General features: G+C 44.6%; 15 protein-coding genes and 1 tRNA gene. 2 read left to right on the forward strand and 14 right to left on the reverse strand.

Annotation, left to right across the window (positions count from 1 at the left end):
* The coding region (locus BM003_RS17820) for a hypothetical protein (RefSeq protein ID WP_218143226.1) at window positions 1–213 on the reverse strand (213 nt) is incomplete at its 3' end.
* Between the two features lie 198 nt (window positions 214–411).
* On the reverse strand, window positions 412–1,788 hold the full coding sequence (locus BM003_RS06555) for a sugar phosphate nucleotidyltransferase (RefSeq protein WP_093671319.1): 1,377 nt from the start codon (window positions 1,786–1,788) through the stop codon (window positions 412–414).
* 432 nt (window positions 1,789–2,220) lie between these two features.
* Between BM003_RS06555 and BM003_RS06560 the strand changes: the two genes are divergently transcribed.
* Window positions 2,221–2,292 (forward strand) — tRNA-Gln (locus tag BM003_RS06560).
* A 458-nt stretch (window positions 2,293–2,750) separates the two neighbouring features.
* Here BM003_RS06560 and BM003_RS06565 read toward each other — a convergent pair.
* Window positions 2,751–3,389 carry a TetR/AcrR family transcriptional regulator gene (locus BM003_RS06565; RefSeq protein ID WP_245734112.1) on the reverse strand — a complete coding sequence of 213 codons (639 nt, stop codon included), beginning with the start codon at window positions 3,387–3,389 and terminating at the stop codon, window positions 2,751–2,753.
* Window positions 3,390–3,532: 143 nt separating this feature from the next.
* Here BM003_RS06565 and BM003_RS06570 point away from each other — a divergent pair, with 143 nt between their 5' ends.
* Complete coding sequence (locus BM003_RS06570; protein ID WP_093671321.1) at window positions 3,533–5,518, forward strand: ABC transporter ATP-binding protein/permease; 1,986 nt, start codon at window positions 3,533–3,535, stop codon at window positions 5,516–5,518.
* 342 nt (window positions 5,519–5,860) lie between these two features.
* Here the strand turns inward: BM003_RS06570 and BM003_RS06575 are convergent, their stop codons facing one another.
* From BM003_RS06575 to pfkB, 11 genes are all read right to left on the reverse strand, one after another.
* Window positions 5,861–6,823, reverse strand: a complete 963-nt coding sequence (locus BM003_RS06575; RefSeq protein ID WP_093671323.1) for a 2-keto-3-deoxygluconate permease — start codon at window positions 6,821–6,823, stop codon at window positions 5,861–5,863.
* Between the two features lie 28 nt (window positions 6,824–6,851).
* Window positions 6,852–7,601 (reverse strand): SDR family NAD(P)-dependent oxidoreductase, encoded by a 750-nt coding sequence (locus tag BM003_RS06580; RefSeq protein WP_093671325.1) that lies wholly within the window; start codon window positions 7,599–7,601, stop codon window positions 6,852–6,854.
* 1,099 nt (window positions 7,602–8,700) lie between these two features.
* Entirely contained in the window at window positions 8,701–9,849 is a 1,149-nt protein-coding gene (locus tag BM003_RS06585) for a mannitol-1-phosphate 5-dehydrogenase (RefSeq protein ID WP_093671327.1), read from the reverse strand.
* A gap of 14 nt (window positions 9,850–9,863) precedes the next feature.
* Window positions 9,864–11,951: a BglG family transcription antiterminator gene (locus BM003_RS06590; RefSeq protein ID WP_093671329.1), complete on the reverse strand. Its 2,088-nt coding sequence runs from the start codon at window positions 11,949–11,951 to the stop codon at window positions 9,864–9,866.
* 65 nt (window positions 11,952–12,016) lie between these two features.
* Window positions 12,017–13,921: a PTS mannitol transporter subunit IICBA gene (locus tag BM003_RS06595; RefSeq protein ID WP_093671331.1), complete on the reverse strand. Its 1,905-nt coding sequence runs from the start codon at window positions 13,919–13,921 to the stop codon at window positions 12,017–12,019.
* 248 nt (window positions 13,922–14,169) lie between these two features.
* A complete protein-coding gene (locus BM003_RS06600) occupies window positions 14,170–14,775 on the reverse strand; it encodes a L,D-transpeptidase family protein (protein WP_093671333.1) in 606 nt (201 codons plus the stop codon).
* 145 nt (window positions 14,776–14,920) lie between these two features.
* Window positions 14,921–15,091, reverse strand: a complete 171-nt coding sequence (locus tag BM003_RS06605) for a YvrJ family protein (RefSeq protein WP_093671335.1) — start codon at window positions 15,089–15,091, stop codon at window positions 14,921–14,923.
* Between the two features lie 83 nt (window positions 15,092–15,174).
* Window positions 15,175–15,393 (reverse strand): DUF2922 domain-containing protein, encoded by a 219-nt coding sequence (locus BM003_RS06610; protein ID WP_093671337.1) that lies wholly within the window; start codon window positions 15,391–15,393, stop codon window positions 15,175–15,177.
* A gap of 42 nt (window positions 15,394–15,435) precedes the next feature.
* A complete protein-coding gene (locus BM003_RS06615) occupies window positions 15,436–15,654 on the reverse strand; it encodes a DUF1659 domain-containing protein (RefSeq protein WP_093671339.1) in 219 nt (72 codons plus the stop codon).
* Window positions 15,655–16,710: 1,056 nt separating this feature from the next.
* On the reverse strand, window positions 16,711–18,609 hold the full coding sequence (locus tag BM003_RS06620) for a fructose-specific PTS transporter subunit EIIC (protein WP_093671341.1): 1,899 nt from the start codon (window positions 18,607–18,609) through the stop codon (window positions 16,711–16,713).
* Window positions 18,606–19,550 carry a 1-phosphofructokinase gene (gene pfkB / locus BM003_RS06625; RefSeq protein WP_093671343.1) on the reverse strand — a complete coding sequence of 315 codons (945 nt, stop codon included), beginning with the start codon at window positions 19,548–19,550 and terminating at the stop codon, window positions 18,606–18,608. Before pfkB ends, BM003_RS06620 begins: the two co-directional genes overlap by 4 nt.
* Window positions 19,551–19,658: the final 108 nt, after the last annotated feature.

Genomic DNA, 19,658 nt, shown 5'->3' on the forward strand with positions numbered 1-19,658 from the left:
ACTTCGGGTCTTCGGTTCGACTTCTCCTCTCTTGGGTTTGACTTTGATCGGGTTCGGTTCAACTTTTCGATGGTTCGGTTCAACTTCGGGTCTTCGGTTCGACTTTTCCTCTCTTGGGTTCGACTTTGATCGGGTTCGGTTCGACTTCTCCTCTCTTGGGTTCGACTTTGATCGGGTTCGGTTCGACTTTTCCCTCGTTAGGTTGAACTTCAATATTCGGTCAAATCCTTCTCTTATAGGTTTACTGCGCTTCTTCCGTCAACTGCGGAGGAGCTTAATACTACGTAGTCATATGGAAATTCCTATCAATGGGCAACTGTCTTTAGAGATCTGAATGATTAAGTGATCGCTGTTTCATCGTATGAAAAAAAGGATGGGCTTTTACCCATCCTTTTTTCAGCAATTTACTTTTTATCCGCGTACCTGCGAACAATTCATTTCGATTTCTTTCCAGGTCATCAGCTTGCGGTCGATATCTTCTTCAATCAGCTGGCTGCCGATCTGTACTTCGATCAATTCGAGTGCTTCATCCGCTTTAATGGCATGCAACGTTTCAGCCGTCACGATCACTACATCACCGGGTTTGATCGAACGGATCACGCCGTTTTCCGCATAGCACCCGCTGCCCTTGACGATTGTCCACACTTCCTTGCGCATGTGGTGGCAGTGATAGCTGAGATTGGCACCGGCTTTGATCACGATCTTTTTTGTCAGCACTTCTTCGTTGTTGGCTGAGTAGCGGGAATAATCCAAAACGCGGTACGATCCCCATTTGCGTTCTTCATACATCGGCCGCTGATCAAAGCCCTTCATCACTTCTTTGATGCGTGGACTTTGTTCCTTATCTGATACGAGAATACCATCCGGGCTGACTGCGACAATCGCGTTGGAGACGCCGAGTACAGTCACCGGCAGATCAAGTTCGTTAATCAAATTCGTGTTTGCCGAATCATCACTGATGATCCCTTTGCCAATTTGTTTAGTCGCCATTTCCTCTGTCAACGTGTTCCACGTACCAAGATCTTTCCAGAATCCGTCATATGGAAGCGCGACAATGTTTTTCGCCTTCTCCACAACCGCGTAATCAAAGCTGATTTTTGGCAACTTGTTGAACTGCTGCGAAAGTTCCTCATAGTTGAGCGGCAATCCAAGCGATTCAAGAATCGAAATCACATACTTTAGACGGAACGCGAACACCCCGCAGTTCCAAAGCGCCGAGTCTTTAATCAGCGTCTTTGCCAACTCTGTGTCCGGCTTTTCAGTAAAATGGTCGACTTTGATATAGTCTTTATTTTCGCCCTTAGTCGGCACCATATAGCCGTACTTTTCCGATGGATAGGTCGGTTTGACACCCATCAGTGCCAAATCTGCTTTCGTTTCGTTGAGCAGATTCTCCAAATCGAGAATTCGTTCGAAAAATGCGGTGTCGACGTATGGATCCACAGGCAGAACAGCGACCGCATCATCCAGCGAGCTGTCCGTCATCGTATACAGATAAGCCGCCGCAAGCGCGATCGCCGGGAATGTGTCGCGACGCTCCGGTTCAACAATTAAAGGCACATCTTTTCCAAGCTGGTTCTCAAGCATTTCAACCTGGCCTTTACCGGTCGCGATCACCGTGGACTGACCGAGCCCTACTTCATTAAGTTGCCCAAACACGCGCTGTACCATTGATGACAGCTTTTTATCATGATCTTCAAGCACTCTCAGGAATTGTTTGGATCGTGCATCATTAGACAACGGCCACAATCTTTTACCTGAGCCGCCTGATAGTAAAACTAAACGCATAGTAATCTCTCCTCATGATCTTTCGTTCACATAGATAGTGGCGATTACCAAAGCCTATGTAAGAAAAATCGTTCTATTCTCTTTAGGGAATGTCTCCTTTTTATCTCATGGAGGGTATAAAATCTTAACTCTATTATGCCACTAAAAGGAAATAACGATCAATACGCATTGGCCAATTCGCCTATTTTTGTTGATCTGTGGATCCGCTTTGCCAGATACTTACCAGTTATGCTGTTCGCCATGTGACAGGCATTGAATTTCCCAATCACTCCTCCATACAATCCGCACAATTATTTCTACATCCATTATAGGTTTGTCTCCTTAATTCGCTTCCTCCTATTGCTAGCGCATCTTCATCCGCTATTAATTTTTTTGAACAAACCCTTGCATTTTTATTTTCTACTGGTTATAATATTTCTTGTTCTGATTCATTACCCCATGGCCAAGCGGTAAGGCAACGGATTCTGATTCCGTGATGCTCAGGTTCGAATCCTGATGGGGTAATCACACAAGAGCCCGAAATCTTTTTTACAAAGGATTTCGGGCTTTTTTATACTATAAGAAAGTATATAATTTTAAGGATCATAGTATAAGTGCAACTAAGTCTTCGTCTTCGCCAGAGGCTTGGCGAAGCCAAGTTTTCTAATAAATCATTTTGATCCTTAATTAAGTAACGCGGCCGGAATAAAATAAGCGGAGATTTTCCGGCTATTTGCATCCTGGCGCTTGTTTTACAGGTACATAAGGGTAATTTTTCCGCTTATGCACAGAAAAGCCCTCCATTTTCACGTTTTTCGATGCGATAAGCGGAATTTTTCCGTTTATTTCTCAGATTGGGCGCTAACCTGATCACCCCAATCGAATCTTATGATCTTATCGTCGTACCGGTAAGACAAAACGCTATATTTTCTTAACTTGTAAAGAAAGGCAGACAAGCTGCTGCCCTTCCTGCTTCAAAAAAATTAGACGTATTTATTAGGCTTCATGTTAGGATCGGGGCAGGCACCTTTACTACCAAACAGGCCTCGGTAAAACATGATGTCAAGTTCATGGTCAATTTTTTGCAACGACTGCGGGGTCATATTGAATTTTTCCATATGCTGCCGATTGCGGAAGTACTGAAAGAACATATCGATGTAGATAAAAACTGCTGTATCGCTCAAATCATCGGCAATGTAGCCGTCCTTACGCCCACGTGCAACGAATTGCTGCCAAAAATCGCTCTGGCTGTCAAAAAATAGCTCAAACTCATTATTGTCTTGAAAGATTTGGAAAATGAGTTCCGCCATCTCCGCATTTACACTACGATGCGCATGCTGAGAAAGCAGCTGCATCTGTTGCAAGATCTCCGGAAATGACAGCGTCGGGTCGTTCAAATAACCCATGAGTGTATCGTGAAACTTAGTCAGGATCCGCATAACAACTGCCTGTGACAGTTCATCCTTGCTTGAAAAATAGCTATAGAGGGTTGCTGATGAAATGCCAATCATTTGCGCTAAATCACGCATTTTTATCTCTTCCGGATCCGCTTTTAAATGCATTTTAGCGGCTGCCTCGAGAATACGCTCGCGCATCATGTCCTTTCGCTCACTTCGTTTCATTGTACATCCACACTTTCATGCTCGTTTTTTCATTATTCATTTTAAGAAAAAATGTTAATTTTGTCAAAAAACTAAAACGATGTTGACTTTTTGTTTTAGTTTTTTTATATTTAACTGTGTATTAAAAATAAAGGAGGAAACACATGGCCTTTCTCGAATTACATGATATTCACAAAGCATACTTTTTAGGTAAAGAGAAGTTTCCCGTATTGAAGGGCATTGACCTCCAACTGGAACGAGGCGAATTCGTTTCGATTTTAGGAGAATCCGGGGGCGGTAAATCAACCCTGATGAATATTATCGGCGGATTGGATCGTAAATTCACCGGTCAAGTAACTGTTGACGGAAAAGAATTGGATCATACCAAGGAGAAACAACTGGACAACTACCGCCGCCGCACGATTGGTTACATTTACCAATCGTACAATCTCATTAGTCATCTCAACATCGTTGAAAATGTTTTGGTTTCTTTAGATATGACGACGCTGAACAGCAGTCAGAGAAGAGAACGGGCTATCACGTTACTTAAAAAGGTTGGTCTAGGTCAACATTTAAAGAAACGCCCGAGTCAACTTTCCGGTGGTCAGAAACAGCGTGTGGCTATTGCGCGTGCGTTGGCAAGCGATCCTGAAATTATCATTGCGGACGAACCGACAGGCGCTTTGGACTCCAAGAACACCGCAGAGGTTCTCAAGCTTTTGGAGCAGATTGCGGAGGAAGGGAAACTGGTTATCGCCGTCACGCATTCCCAAGAGGTGGCCAATCACGGAACACGGATCGTCCATCTTACCGATGGAAAAATTGATGGCGACACGCGACTCAAACCAGCCTATGAAATGCCAACGGATGCTCATAACGATTTTCAGGCAAAGCCGCTCTCCTCAGGAGCAAGTTATAAGAATGCGTTTAAACACCTCACCTTTAATTTTTGGCGTAATTCACTCATCATGCTGGGTACAGCGATCGGTCTGTTCGCCGTTCTGCTCTTTAGCGGTCTAGGAAACGGGGTCAACGCTTTCATCCAGGATCAAATTAATTCAATGATCAATCCCAATTCGATTACTGTGATGAAAAACCCGACCGGAAAGAAAATGGGTAGCGCTGAACTGCAGCAGTCGATGCAGCAATTTGCGAATGACCCTTCTAAACTGCTGTTTAAAGACACTCAGGTTGAGCGTCTGCGCGATTTAAAGCATGTGGACAAGGTTGAACCGGGCTATCAGCTCAGCACGTACACTTTATCCTACAACAAAAAGAACTCGAGCAGCTCAGGGATTCAGACGTGGACGAAGGCATTCGCCGACGATACGGTTAAAACGGGGCATGCACCTGGGAACAACGAGATCGTGATCAGTAAGAACCAGGCGATTTCCCTTACCAGTGCCAAAACTTACAAACAGCTTCAGGGGAAAACAATCAAACTTACTTTGCAATGGATCAATACGAAAAACCAGCCGATTCAGATCACGGGCAAACTAAAGGTTGTCGGGTTCACAAACGGTGGACAGGCCAGCATTCCGGCGGTAACAAACTACCACACCATGCGTGAACTGATCGAGAAGAAGAACGGTGAGACAAAGGCAAACTTTATTTCCGTTAACGTTACCGAACCAACCTATGTAAAACAAGTTGCCAAGAAGATCCAAGGGTTAAAGGATAACGATAAATACGTTTATGGAGCCATTACCGTCGGCGATATATTAGACACGGTCAATCAATACGTCCAGATCGCCTCAATCGTTCTCGCGGCGATTGCCGGCATTTCGCTTGTGGTTTCCGCCCTCATGATCATCGTGACTATGTATATGTCGGTATCTGAGCGGACGAAAGAAATCGGCATCCTGCGCGCACTCGGTCAACGCAGGAAGGACATTCGCCGACTGTTTACCGCCGAATCAATCCTGATCGGCTTATTCTCGGCAGTTCTCGCCCTAATCTTTGCTTACGGATTCAGTGCACTGCTTAATCACCTGCTCTACGGTATCGTTAAATTCAACATGGTTCAGATTACAGTAGCGAACATTATTTCAACAATCATCATCGCTCTGGTGATCTCGTTTATCGCCGCACTGTTGCCGGCAAGACGCGCTTCACGACTGAATCCAATTGACGCGCTGTCTGCTGATTAAGTTAACGACCCGTTCACTCTTTCGAAATCTTCCTGATGGGAAGAAACAGGTGAATGTGAAATCGTTAGTATGACCATGACCCCAAAAAATTTTTTGGAAGAACAGAATAACGTGATAAAAAAGACGACTCGAATTCATTTTCTGAATTCTTGAGTCGTCTTTTTCTTGAGCTGGCTGTCCTTTACTCGTTCTTTATCCTGTTATTCGATTGACTAAATGATGCGCATCAGTCGATTAATATTTTTTTTGCTTTTATGCACTTTTTCATTCGTGATCGTAAAGAGGATTTTTTCTATCGATGTAATCGTTTTCAAAAACGGAAACAATTGGATAAATCCGGCATCACTCTACGATAACTTTTTCTAATCTTTTGACCTTAGCTTTATTTCTCTTGTATACCCAATTGGTGACCACGGGTGTTAATATGGCACTGATGATCACGGATGCTGCAATCTGCGGTGTCGCGATCGCAGCTATGCTCGCTAAGTTAGGATCTACATTGACCATCGCAGCGGGAGTAGCTACTGCGCTCGCCGCTGTGCTGTTAATCGCAGCACCCGCAACCCCGCTTCCTCCGGTAAGTTTATCTGAGAATATTCCAAAGATCCCGCCTATGAATACAACAATGAGACCTAAAAGGATACCAGATAATCCGCCTTCAACCAACTGTGAGAAATTCATATTGGCGCCAAGCACAAAACCTAAAATGATAATAATGGGTGTCACTCCGGCTGATAAGTGTTTTTTCAAAAAAGTACTTGAGTTCGCCAGAATCATTCCCAAGAATAGCGGAAGAATTGATCCTATGATTGCCCAAAAAGGAATGGAGGCTTGCCCATTTGCATTCAATGCGATCATTGTGACGGTCGGTCCTACTGATATGGTAGTCATAGCCACCGCGCCACGGTCAACTTCATCGCCAAATGTAGCAGTGATTCCAGAGTAGAGCGCATTATTGGCAACGGACATGGCGCCGATAATCGCAATGGACGATAACCCTAGAAAATTATTATCAAAAAATGAAGCGACCGCAAGGCCCAATAATACGGAAATAGCAATTTTCACAGAGATGATAACTCCACCACGATATAACGCCCTAGGAGCTTTGCCAAAGGATAACGTTGCGCCAATGAAAAACATGAATACTCCGACAAGCGGTGCTGTTCCATTAATAATTGCAGTGGTGAATCCTCCAATATCTAATACCTGAGGAACGATAGAATTAATGGTACAGCCAATAAACATTGGAATTACAATAGTATCACCAGGAATTTTAATCTTTTTAATTGATTCAAGTATCTGCATTTCTGTCCCTCCCCGCTGTCAAAATGGATTAACCGTCTAGCACGATTCCTCCATCCACATCTCCAATTTCACCGTTAACAAAGCTTGCTAGATTTGATGCAAAGAATAGGATCATTTGCGCGATCTCAACCGGTTCCGCTCTTCTTCCGAGTGGGATCATCGAAATTACTTTCTTCTTCTTGTCAGCATCTTCCGACAAAGCAGTCGTCATTGTCGTATTGGTATAAGAAGGGCATACCGCATTGCAATGGATGTTGTATTTTCCGCCTTCCTTGGCAACCGCCTTAGTTAAGCCATTGACACCTGCCTTACTCGATGCGTAGGCCGCGGTTCCTAACAATCCACCGCCGATTTTGCCGGCAACAGACGAAACATTAACAATTTTTCCGCCTTGATTTTCTTTAAAATGAGGGAAAAGTGCATGAATCGTAGTAAAAGTTCCAGTTAAATTAATTTGAATTACTTTTTGCCACTCCGCATCGCCTAAATCTTCAAATTTTTTCGTACTGACGATACCCGCACAGTTAACGAGGATGTCAATTTTCTTGTGATTTTTTAGAATGGCACTAATGACTTCTCGAATATTTTCAGGGTTGCTTAAGTCCATTTTGTAGAAAGACACTTGATCGCCCAACTCGGCAACGGTTTGTTTTGCGACAGCTTCATTGATATCGACAATTATTGCCTGACCGCCTCCACTAATAATTCCTTTAACAACTTCCTTGCCAATCCCTTGCGCTCCTCCGGTAACAATTGCAATTTCATCTGTGAATTTCATGATTGACCCTCTCCCTTGTGAACTATTTCACTTTTTAATTGATAATATAACCCGTTTGGTGAACTTCCCACCAACGTATGAAAACGATTTCATTTAATCCTATTAAAGCGCTTCCACATTTCTATATTATCCTCTTAATACATATTATGTCAAGAAAAACTTATATATCCATTATTCGTATTTTATAGAAAATAATAACCTATTTCCAATTTTGATTTCTCACATAATGGGCGTCACAGGAGTGATTTCTCTCGTAGCTAAATCTTATACCTCCACTGGCTCAAAACGGTCATAGGCAACCGAGGAGCTGCCTAAATCACTCTATCTGCGAACGTCTTCTGACAATCAACTGGAACGCTCCATGAGAGTCACACATCTGCAACGTTGATTCACATCCTTTTGCCTAGGCAAAGAACGCCCAGTCCTTACTTCCACCGGATGTGATGACTTTCGCGTTGCATACAGGACGTACTTTCACAGGATGTGATGACTTTCGCATTGCATACAGGACATATGCCTAATTAGCGAAAGTTCCTTACATACTTAAGCTCCTTTGCTCCAAATGCGGTTTTGAAGCATCAACCTTGTCTTGGACAGACATTTCTAGTTCACACTGGTAGGAAAGTATAAGAAAACATTTAAAGGAAACGAGTGTAAGCGGTCCGGAAAAACGCCGCGTCCTGCGGCTCACCGGACACTAGGCCGTCCATGGCCGTCGCAACTAAGTCTTCGCCTTCGCCAGGGGCTTGGCGAAGCCAAGTTTTCTAATAAATCATTTGGATCTTTAATTAAGTAACGCGGCCGGAATAAAATAAGCGGAGATTTTCCAGTTATCTGCATCATGGCGCTTGTTTCACAGGTAAATAAGGGTAATTATTCCGCCTATGCACAGAAATAACCTCCATTTTCACGTTTTTCGATGCGATAAGCGGAATTTTTCCGTCTATTTCTCAGATTGGGCGCTTACCTGATCGCCCAACCGAATCTTGTGACCTTATCGTCGTACCAGCAAGGCAAAACGATAAACTTTCTTAACCTGTAAAAAAGGGGTGCCTCAAAGCCCAGTTGGACTTATGGGACACCCTTTTTACTACTTTTTTTATTTCAACTGATTATTTTGTTCATATTGGCGGACGGCTTCCTTCGCAATCGGGTCATCAGCCCCAAGTCCGCTCACTTCTTCCAGAACGGCGACCACGCCCTTTTCCTTTAACTGCTGCTGCAGGTTCGCTGCCTCAGCATCTTCGGCTACATCAAATCGAAGGGCCGCCGCAATCACTTTGGCGAGATGCGTGAAGGACAAGCCGAGCTTTTCAGCTTCGCGCGCAGGTTTCACCAGTCGATCTTCCGGTCCGAGTTTGCGCAGTGGCGAACGTCCGACTCGAGTCACGTCATCGTTCAGCTTCGGATTCTGAAAACGATGCAGAATCTTTTCAATGTACTGTTCATGTACCTCCGGTTTAAATCCGTATTGCTTGATTAGGTACGCTCCGGTCTCCTCGATTGTCGCTTTCACATCCTGATAGATGTCGGGATCACGAAGCGCTTCATGGATCTTTTCTTTTCCCGCTTGATAACCGAGATACGCGGTCGTCGCATGACCTGTGTTGACGGTAAAAAGCTTACGTTCAATGTATGGAGCAAGATCCGGAACGATCTGCATGCCCTTCACTTCAGGCAGAGATTGATCGGTAGCGACGATCCATTCACGATAATCCTCAACGAGTACATCAAGCAATTCTTCATTGTGCTGAATCGGCACAATGCGATCCACTGCTGAGTTCAAGAAATAGACTTTGCCGTCAAGCTTCTCTATTGTTTTTTCGTCAAGCGCTTTCAGAACTTCCTTTTTCAAGAGATCTGTAGCGTTAATCTGATTTTCACAGGCAATCACATAGATTTTTTCATCCGTATGATTCAAGCGTTCGGTTAACCCTTTAGCGATCAGCGGCGCGATAAAAGGAAGCACCTTTGGTCCGATCGCCGTCGTCAGATAAACGGCCTTGCCAATCGCTTCAACGACTTTTTCCGGATTTGTCTTGCTGTTAATGCCTGCCACATTGTGAATCGTGATCGTTTCCTGATTCTCCGTCGCGGTTCTAACCTGATAGGTCTGCTTCTCGTTCAACGCGTCAATGATCTGTTCAGCAATATCGACAAAGCTGACATGGTATCCGGATTCCGCAAACAGCGCTCCAATGAAACCCCTTCCAATGTTACCTGCACCAAAATGTACGACTTCATTCATTATCCTCAGTCCTTTTATTTAAATTTTTGAATTAGAAATCGATAGAAAATAGCTTCCAATTTCGTTCGAATCATCGCTTCATTTGCAGAGGCGAAAATCAGGGTGCTTTCACGATCCTCCACGAGTGACGAACTGATCGTGCTGATCACCTCTTGAGCAATCGGATTCAACGGATCAGGCGCGATCATTAGCAAAAAGTTACTGACTTGACATTTGCCGCCATCCATAGAATCCAGTTCAAAATGATGATCAGAATACGCAATTTTAAAGCAAAGGTCACGCACCGACTCATCGCGGCAATGAAACAGCGCCATAGTCGTTCCCGGTATGGCAAGTCCCGCCATTTGTTCCCGTTCAATCAGTCTGCGATATACAGAATTGACATCGATGATGATCGATTGTTCAAATGCTGTACCCAGCAAATTAATAAGCACTGTATTCATTTTTTCCGCTTCATGAACCTGAATTACAGAAAAGTTCTTCATGATCGCTCGAATCGCCGTTTGCGCCTGATCCACATCATCCATCAGATGAGTCAGTGATCGCTGCACATCCGCTTCCCTGCGGAAACTGCTTCTTTCTGGAAGAAGAGCCGGAGCCGGTGTGCGTTCCGAGAGATGACGGGTCACATTTTCGATCGTCTCAACGTCTTCTTGGCTGAGCAGCGGATTGACAAACAGGCACGGGATTTTCTGCTTCGGCAGATGGACGGTGGACAAGATCAGATCAAAGGGCATCAAATCCATCTGCCCCATGTCATGAATTGAGGCGACCGTTACCGAATACAGTTCCGGCATTTCTTTTCTAAGCCGCGCCGCCAGCATTTTGGATGCACCAATTCCGGTTGGACAGACAACCAGTGCGCGAATACTCCGTCGTTGCTGTCGCTGCTCCAGTGCGGATCCAAAATGCAGCACAATATACGCAATCTCATCATCAGGAAATCGAATCTGTTTAAACACTTGACTCAACGCTTGTTTGGTAACATCAAACAACACCGGAAATTGATCTTTGATTTGACCGGTCAATGGATTAATTGAGGTCAAATCTTGCCTGATTCGGAATAGTGACGGCTCAAGATGCGCAAGCAATCCCTGAAATAATGAGAAATCACTAGTCAAATCAATCTTTAGTTGCTGCGAGACATGTTGAATCAATTTCTTAATCGCTTTACCCGTAATCACCTGATCAAAATAGATGGATTCGGCACTCTGCAGTCGTGATCCCTTGAGAAGCGTAACCATGAATGCCTTCTCCTGCTCGGGCAAATTAATCGACAACTGTTCAGATAGAACCGAACTGATTTTCTCAGCAAAAGGTGACGCTTCCATTTCATTGCTGCTTTGCCATTTTTGATCCTCAGCAACCTCGAGCGGACATCCTGCTTCATAGCGCTGCAATGCGATGCATACCTGGATAAGAAAGCTTACATAGTCGCTGTCGGCAAGTTCCGCATAGAGCGTCCCAATATTCTGCTCCATTGCCTGGTCAATTGTCATTAAGTAATTCGCTTTAAAATAGTGCAGGATGCGCTGCCCGGGATCTAATTCCTGGTGATTAATTTGAAAGATTGCCTCAATCAGATCTTCATTAAAGTAGAACAGGTAGAAATGGGCAAGCGCCGTTCGTTTTGATCGTTCAGATCCGATCATTTGAATACCTACGCCTCGTTTGCGATCAATAGTCACATCGAAGTCCTGAATCCAATCAGACAAGTCGTCAAGATAACCGCCTAAAGTCGTCGATGAACTATTAAGATCTTTCGCCAAAGGTCCGGTCTTCAAAGGATCATTGGCCTGCAATAATTTTAAAAACAGCAGCAGCTTCCGTTCTTTGGCTGAGAGATCCACAGGTTTTATTTTCGATAATTCCTGCACAAGTCCAAAAACAGCTTTATCAGGTCCTTGAATCTGCAAACTCTTATCTTCGTTCTGAATCAATCGTAAGCCAAGCGGCTTGAGTATCTTCTCTACATTTTTCAGATCACGGTGAACTGTACGTACACTGACCTGCAGATAAGTCGCCATGGACAAAGACGAATGCCTGCCGCTTGTTTTAATGAGCAGCTCAAGAATGGTTTTTTCTCTGTTGGTCATGAACATGTGATTCATCCGCCTTTTTTACTCAACCCTACCACAATAGCGAGCGTATCATCCAAAAATTGCACTTACGAATTTTGCGCAACAGCGTCATTAATGACAGCCAACAAATTGTCAACAGATTGTGCTCGAACCATCTCGCCAACGTTGATCACATCTGAGCACGCTACCGCAATTTTCGATAAAATCTCGAGATGACTGTTGTTCTTTCCGGCAATACCGAATACAAGCCGTACCTTATTTCCGTCAAAATCAACGCTGTTTGGAATTTGAACAATCACGATACCTGAATTCAGTACTTCTTGCTTCACTTCTTCTGTACCATGAGGAATGGCAATTTCATTACCCATATACGTAGACATCATCTTATCGCGTGCAATCATCCCTTCGATATAGGACGGTTTTACGTAGCCGCTGTCAACGAGTTTTTGCCCTGCAAAACGAATAGCTTCTTCCTTAGTCTTAAATGTTTGATTAATGAACACATTTTCCTTTCGAAGGATATCCCCATTGACAAATGCTGTTGGTTTCGTTTTTTCCGGTGCTGCAGGTTCAATCTTTCCTTCCTTGCTCAATTGATTAAGCAGAAGATCGTATTCCGGGCTGCTCAGAAAATTATCGACGGACACATGATAAGCATTAGGCGCCTTGTCTCTGGCTCTTGGAGTCAATTCAGATTGGGTAACCACGATCTGCGCATCACTTGGAATGGAGCTTACTGCGGCGTTCGTCACATAAACATCCAATCCCGCGGCTTTTACTTTTTTTCTCAGCAGAGAGGCTCCCATCGCGCTGGAACCCATACCTGCGTCACAAGCAAAAACAATTTTCTTAACCGCTTGAGGATCAAAGCCCTCTGCATTGGTGAGCACGCCGGATACACTGCTCTTCTTGCCTTTCATACCTTCCATCTTTTTCGTTGCTTCTTCTAGATTTCCATTGCCTGCTTTGTCAGTTTTCAGAATCAAGCTTGAAACAGCAAAGGACACCGCGGTTGCCACAAATACATCAGCAATATTCGCTGCGAAGCTACTAAACGATTTTGGCGTCACGGCCAGCATCGCAATAAAGCTGCCAGGAGATGCCGGTCCGACAAGTCCGCCTTTCAACGTAACTAAGGTAAAGATCCCACTCATGCCGCCGGCAATAGTCGCTACAATTAAAAGCGGTTTCATTAGAATGTAAGGGAAATAGATTTCATGAATCCCACCGAAGAAGTGGATGATGGCCGCACCAGGTGCCGACTTTTTCGCATTGCCTTTGCCAAAGAAGCTATAGGCAAGCAACACACCCAAGCCGGGACCAGGGTTTGCTTCAAGAAAGAAGAGCATTGATTTTCCATATTCACGCGCCTGTTCAACTGCAATTGGCGTCAGCACACCATGGTTGATCGCGTTATTCAAAAACAGAACTTTACCTGGTTCGATAAAGAGACTGGCAAGAGGCAGCAGACCGGCATTAACAAGCCATTCCACACCTGCGGCCAGTACGCCGCTGACCGCATCAACAACCGGACCAATTCCTAGAAATGCAATCACGGCAAGCACTGCGCCGAGGATTCCTGCTGAAAAATTATCAACAAGCATTTCAAAACCTGTTTTTACTTTGCCCTCAATTGATTTATCGAATTTTTTAATGGTGTAACCGCCAAGCGGTCCCATAATCATCGCGCCAAGAAACATCGGAATATCGGTTCCGACAATAACTCCGGCCGTGGCGATTGCTCCAACAACTCCGCCTCGATGACCAAACACAATTTTTCCGCCTGAGTAACCAATAATAATTGGGAGCAGATACTTTACAAGTGGATCAACCATTGTGGCAAGTTCTTTATTTGGCCACCAACCTGTTGGGATAAAAAGTGCCGTAATCAATCCCCATGCAATAAAAGCAGGCATATTTGGCAAGATCATAGAACTCAGGAAATTACCAAACTTTTGAACTTTTACTTTAATACTTGAGCCTCCGGACATGATTCCTTCCTCCTTCAATCGTTTATGTCACGTTGCTTTTAACATGGCAGGTAGTTTCAGGTAAGATAGATCATTAAATAAAACGCTTACATTTTTCTAAAAGCTCCTGTCCGCTATCTCTTACTCTTCTATTATAGTGAGTTGTCGTTCACTAAAACAACACATACTAAAGCCATTTTTGCCAGCCCATTGTGACAAAACTGGCTCAATGCATTCAAATGGCATAAGGGCAAGGCTCATTGCCCCGTTCAGTAATCGCCAAGTTCTCCTATATCATTCATGGTGACGATATAAGCGCCCGGACGCAGCAGCTGCATCAGTCGTTTCATTTGCCGGGTCGGTAGCGAAACGCAGCCCGCGGTCGGCCCATTCCCAGAGCAGTGCACAAAAAAGCCGGAACCTGCATAGGGGACACGTTCCATATTATAATTGATGACAATTCCGTAGCGGTATAATTCCGGAAAATCGGCCATGTGTTCACTTGGCGCTTTAAATGTTTCGCCTTCTTGCCATGTATTGTATTGCGGGTCTGCTCCATCTTCAACCCACCATGAGCGCGGTGTGATCATGCGAAATGGAAGTTCTGAACCCGGATTTCCCGTACCGAAAGCGAATCCAAGCGGGTAAGCACCTTGAGGTGTGGTTTGCAATCCTTCATGCGTCGGCCCTACACCGTTTGTACCGACAAATCCTTCCGTCGATAATTGCAACTTCCAATCGTGATCGACTTTTTCCAGAAGCATGACCGTTGCGCGATTCCCATTAGCGATCACCGCGACTACTTGATCCGTTTTCTGCGATAGCTTTGTTTTGGGTAACCGTGCAGCAAATGTTTCTCTTACGCTTCGATTCATTATTGCCAACTCCCACTATGGCTGATTGTCCTATATATGAACTTATTCTATCATGGAACAATCAAAAGAACAGACCACTCCAGAGAAAAAACGACAACAAAAAAACGACACAGCGCCGCGTGAGCAAACGTTGTGCCGTTTTCAATTAGGCTTGTTTCTTAATTACTTCTCCAGTTCGGCCGGTTTCCTGATCTGCCGGAAGCAAACGTACCGACTGAATCAGCTCGTCAAGCTTGCTTTCGATGCGATGCAAGAGAAAAAAGGTGACAACAGCCGGAAAACCAACGTCCTTAACCATGGATAACCACACCTCCATGAACAAACCTCCTTCCTTTTCTCGGTATAAAATCAAGGCCGAAGAGAAGAATTGCTGATTCTCTCCGGCCTCGTTTCATCCGTTTATTCGCCCAGTTCGATTGCTGTCGTGTTATTTTCGGAAATTCGCGCGGACTTAACAGCTGTTAAATCCCCGCCCAATGAATGGAAAACATTTTCCGAAATAATGGTCGTCATCGCGTCCTTAATCGCGACAGGATCCGCAGGCTCGATCGGATCATTAAGTGATAGCGTCACACTTTTACCCTCAGCGTTTAAGAAAACAAGATTCAGTTTCTTCATCTCCTCGTCCCTCCTTTCTTTTTACTCGCCGCCCTTAGACAATCATCCGATAATTTCAGACGTGTCATTGCGCTCGACGGAAGAGAGCGCGTGCTGCTGCAATGGCGCAAGTTTCTGCGCGATTGCCAGCAAACCATCCTGTGAAGCTGCCGGCTTGATGTTTCTGAACGACTTGGTAAGCAGAATTTGCTCGCCCTTTTCATCCAGACCGCCGTTCAGATTCATTACAAAAACCGATGCTGTGATTGTGCTGGTTGCCATCTTGATCACCTCCTACATGTAATAAGTAGGAACCTGCTGAAAAATTTGGTGAAGTCCGTACGAACAAGTCTGAATGAAAGCAATGGGTTATGAAGCGAGCGTTCGATTAATACGTGGATTTTACACCTTATGGGACGCCAAAGCCTAAAATTAAGATATGAATATATGAGCGCCCGAGTCCTCACTATGTAGTGAAAAACCTGGGCTATGAATGAAAAAAGATGACTGAATCTCGGACTTTATGAAGTTACTCAAGCCTGCTGCTCTATTTAGCCATGTGAGAAACTTTCCAGTGCCAGCAGAATCTTTCAAAAAAGCCAGTCACAGCCCGGTCATTAGCTGTCACCTGTTTGGAGCTCTAATCAATCTTGTAACTAGAGCGGCACTTGAGAAGTTCGCGATCAACTGGGATATTCACAGGCGTCCTCGCGCTTTCGTGCTTGGTTTCGAACTTTTTATCTGTGAAACACAAACCTTAGATTAGCGATTTATTCAACAGGTTATTATGCTTGAACAGATACTCCGGCTGTGCGTTCTTGAATAAAAGAATAGTGCCCGTTCGTCTTACTTAATCAAATTTGGCGAGAGTAAATAAGCGGAGAATTTCCGGTTATTTGCATCATGGCGCTTGTTTCACCGGTAAATAAGGGTAATTTTTCCGGTTATACACAGAAAAACCCTCCATTTTTGCGTTATTCAATTCGATAAGCGGAATTTCTCCGTCTATTTAAGCAATTTTTTCGTTCATTTTCTAATTAAGCGGAATTTTTCCGCCTATTTTTCAGATTTGGCGCTAACCTGATCGCCCAACGGAATCTTATGACTTATCATCGTACCAGCATAGCAAGGCACAGCCCGGTCCTTAATCTCCAGCCATGTGTGATGGTTTTGTGTCTTTTCAGTGCTGAATCGTCGCTTCGGTCGCTTGCGAATGATCCGGGAGTCTCCTCAAACAAACGAATTTCTACGGGGGCTCGTTCGCTGGTGCCCGTACATCTCCGCTTTCTTAACTAAAAAAAACCACCCGATAATCCGGATGGCATTTAAAGAACCTATTTAATGTAGCAAGGCATATACTTGATCTGCATCTGTCGCTGTATTCAGCGCGGTTACCACACGTTGATCGACCAATTTCTGCGCCGTGTCCGATAGGTAGTGCAGATGCGCTTCACTGCCTTTTGGCGGGATTAAAAAGGCGATGACAAAGGTTACCGGTTTTTTGTCAAAGGTTTGCCAATCCGTGATGGGTTCTTCAAGTTTCACTGCCAGCATCGCCGCTTTTTTAATTGTCTCAGACTGTGCATGTGGAATGGCAAAGCCGTTTTCCATACCCGTTGAACTCTGTTCTTCGCGTTTCCGAAATGCTTCGACTAATCGTTCCTGATCGCTCACAATGCCTTTATCTTGCATTTTTTCAGCAATAAATCGGAACAACTCATCTTTCGTTTGAATACCCTTTTCAAAATAAATGTTTCCTTTGTCCAAAAGTGTATCTTGAGCGATGGTCGGAGCAGCTTGGGCGGTTCCTACAGTTGCCTGGACAACCGTATTCGTTTCTTCCGCTTTCAAATTTTTAGTATAGCGATGTTTCTGATCGATAGCGATCAGATAACCTGACACTAACGCTCCGGCGAGAATTGCCAAAACCCAGAGCAGCGGATGGGTCACAATCGGCAGCACGATAAATCCGCCGTGAGGTGCCGGTACCTGAACCTTCATATAATAGGTTAGAATCGCAGCGATCGATGAACCGACCATCAATGATGGGATGACAGTAAACGGACTCTTCGCCGCAAATGGAATCGCGCCTTCAGTAATATGTGTGGAGCCAAGCAGAAAGTTGACATAGCCGGCGTTACGTTCTTCTTTTTGAAAATACTTACCGGCAAACAGAACTGCAAAACCAGTCGCAATCGGTGGCGCGATGCATGCGGCAGAGACGCCGGCCATGAAATAGAAATTCCCTTGACCAAGCAGTGCGACCCCAGTTACATAGGCTGCCTTGTTTACCGGACCGCCCATATCAAACGCGCACATGATACCGACAATCAATCCGAGCACAAGAGGACTTTGATTCTGCATATTGCTTAGGAATTGCATCATACCTTCATTTATTGCTGTCATTGGCGAAGACAGTAAAATCATTGCGTACCCACCAATGAGACCGCCCAGCACCGGAAGAAGAAAAATTGATTTCAGACCATCTAGTTGTTTCGGCAATCCCTTCAAGCCTTTTTCAAGCAGCAGAATCAGATAACCGGACAAAAAGCCGCTGACAATACCGCCAAGGAAACCGGTTCCATTTGTGAACGCGATCATACCGGTGATAAATCCAATCACAAGACCGGAGCGTTTTCCGATCGCTTGGGCGATGTATGCCGACAGAATCGGTACCATTAATCCCAGCCCTACTTTGCCGATCGCGTTCAGATTGGCTGCGAACACATTATATTCATTGCTTTTCGGGTCTGCCGAATTGATTCCGAACATGAAGGAAATGGCGAGCAGCACACCACCGGCAACAACTACGGGAAGCATGTGAGAAACGCCGTTCATCAAGTAAACATACAGTTTGTGTGCAACCGATTCTTTATCAACACTTACGGTCGCACCGCTTCCGCTCGGAGTATGCCCGTTTTTGAACAGAGGTACGGAACCGTTTACAATTTCATCAATTAATTTTTCCGGTTCTTTAATTCCTTTCGTTACCGAAACCTTGATCACACGTTTACCCGCAAAGCGATCTTCGTCAACATCCTTATCAGCGGCGATAATCACGCCGTCCGCTTCTGCAATTTCCTTTGGTGTCAAGCCGTTTTCAATACCCGCTTGTCCATGCGTTTCCACTTTTATCTCAATACCTTTTGCCTTTGCCGCATCTTCAAGCGCTTTCTTAGCCATGAACGTATGCGCAATTCCTGTCGGACAACCTGTTGCCGCAATAATTTTTGTCATGATTCTTCTGCCCCCTTCAAATGTGTCGTAAGTTTAATTTGTTTCATTAATTCCGGAACATCAGTTAAATCGCTGAGTCCTGCGGTAAATGCCGTTGAAGATCCCGCCGCCGTCGCATAAACCAGCGCGTCTTCCAGGCTTTTGTTTTTGAGCCTGGAACCAATAAAGGTACCGAGCAGCGTGTCGCCGGCGCAGGCAGTATTGACTACTTCGCCCTTAGGAGCTGTGGTGAACAGTATATGTTCCTTATCCACATACATCGTGCCCTTCTCCCCTCGAGAAACCAAGATTCGCTGTGCCCCTTTTTTCAGTAACTTTTCTGCCGCTTCAATCAGCTGCGCTTCACTATTAAAAGAGTCAGGCTTTACACCCAGCCATGCCGCCAACTCCTCATCACTCGGCTTGATTAGGTAGGGATGATCTTCAAGGCAACTCAGCAGCGCATTCGAGCTGACGTCAAGAATCAATTGAAATCCTTTTTGCACTGACAATTGAGAAATTCTTTTCAAAATCGAATCATCGACGCCTCTCGGCAGACTGCCTGACACGAACAGCATATCCTTGCCGGTAAGCTTACTGATTTTATCAATCAATTGCGCTTGCGCGGCCAAACTGATCGCCGGTCCGCGATTCACCGCTTTATATTCCGCGGCGCCTGCTTTTATAAACGTATTAATGCGTGTGATACCATCGATTATGACGAAGTCGGTCGCAATACCGGTCTGATTCAGTTCATCATCAATATACGTACCTGTAAACCCACCTAAGAATCCGGTAGCTACACTGTCAATCCCCATTTTTTTCAGCATAAATGATATATTGATCGTTTTCCCGTTTGCCTGGTAATCTTCGAAAACACTTCGATTAACCACATGAGGTTCAAAACTGTTAAACTCAGTAAACAGATCAATTGCCGGATTCATCGTGCATGTATAGATCACGGATTATCCCTCACTTTCACTTGCATCTTCTCTACTTTTTCATTATGCCATGATTGTTTATGAAAATGTTTTCGAAAAAGGATATAATCAATGTAAAGGTTTTCAAAT

The sequence above is a fragment of the Sporolactobacillus nakayamae genome, from assembly GCF_900113325.1.
Lineage (GTDB): Bacteria > Bacillota > Bacilli > Bacillales > Sporolactobacillaceae > Sporolactobacillus > Sporolactobacillus nakayamae.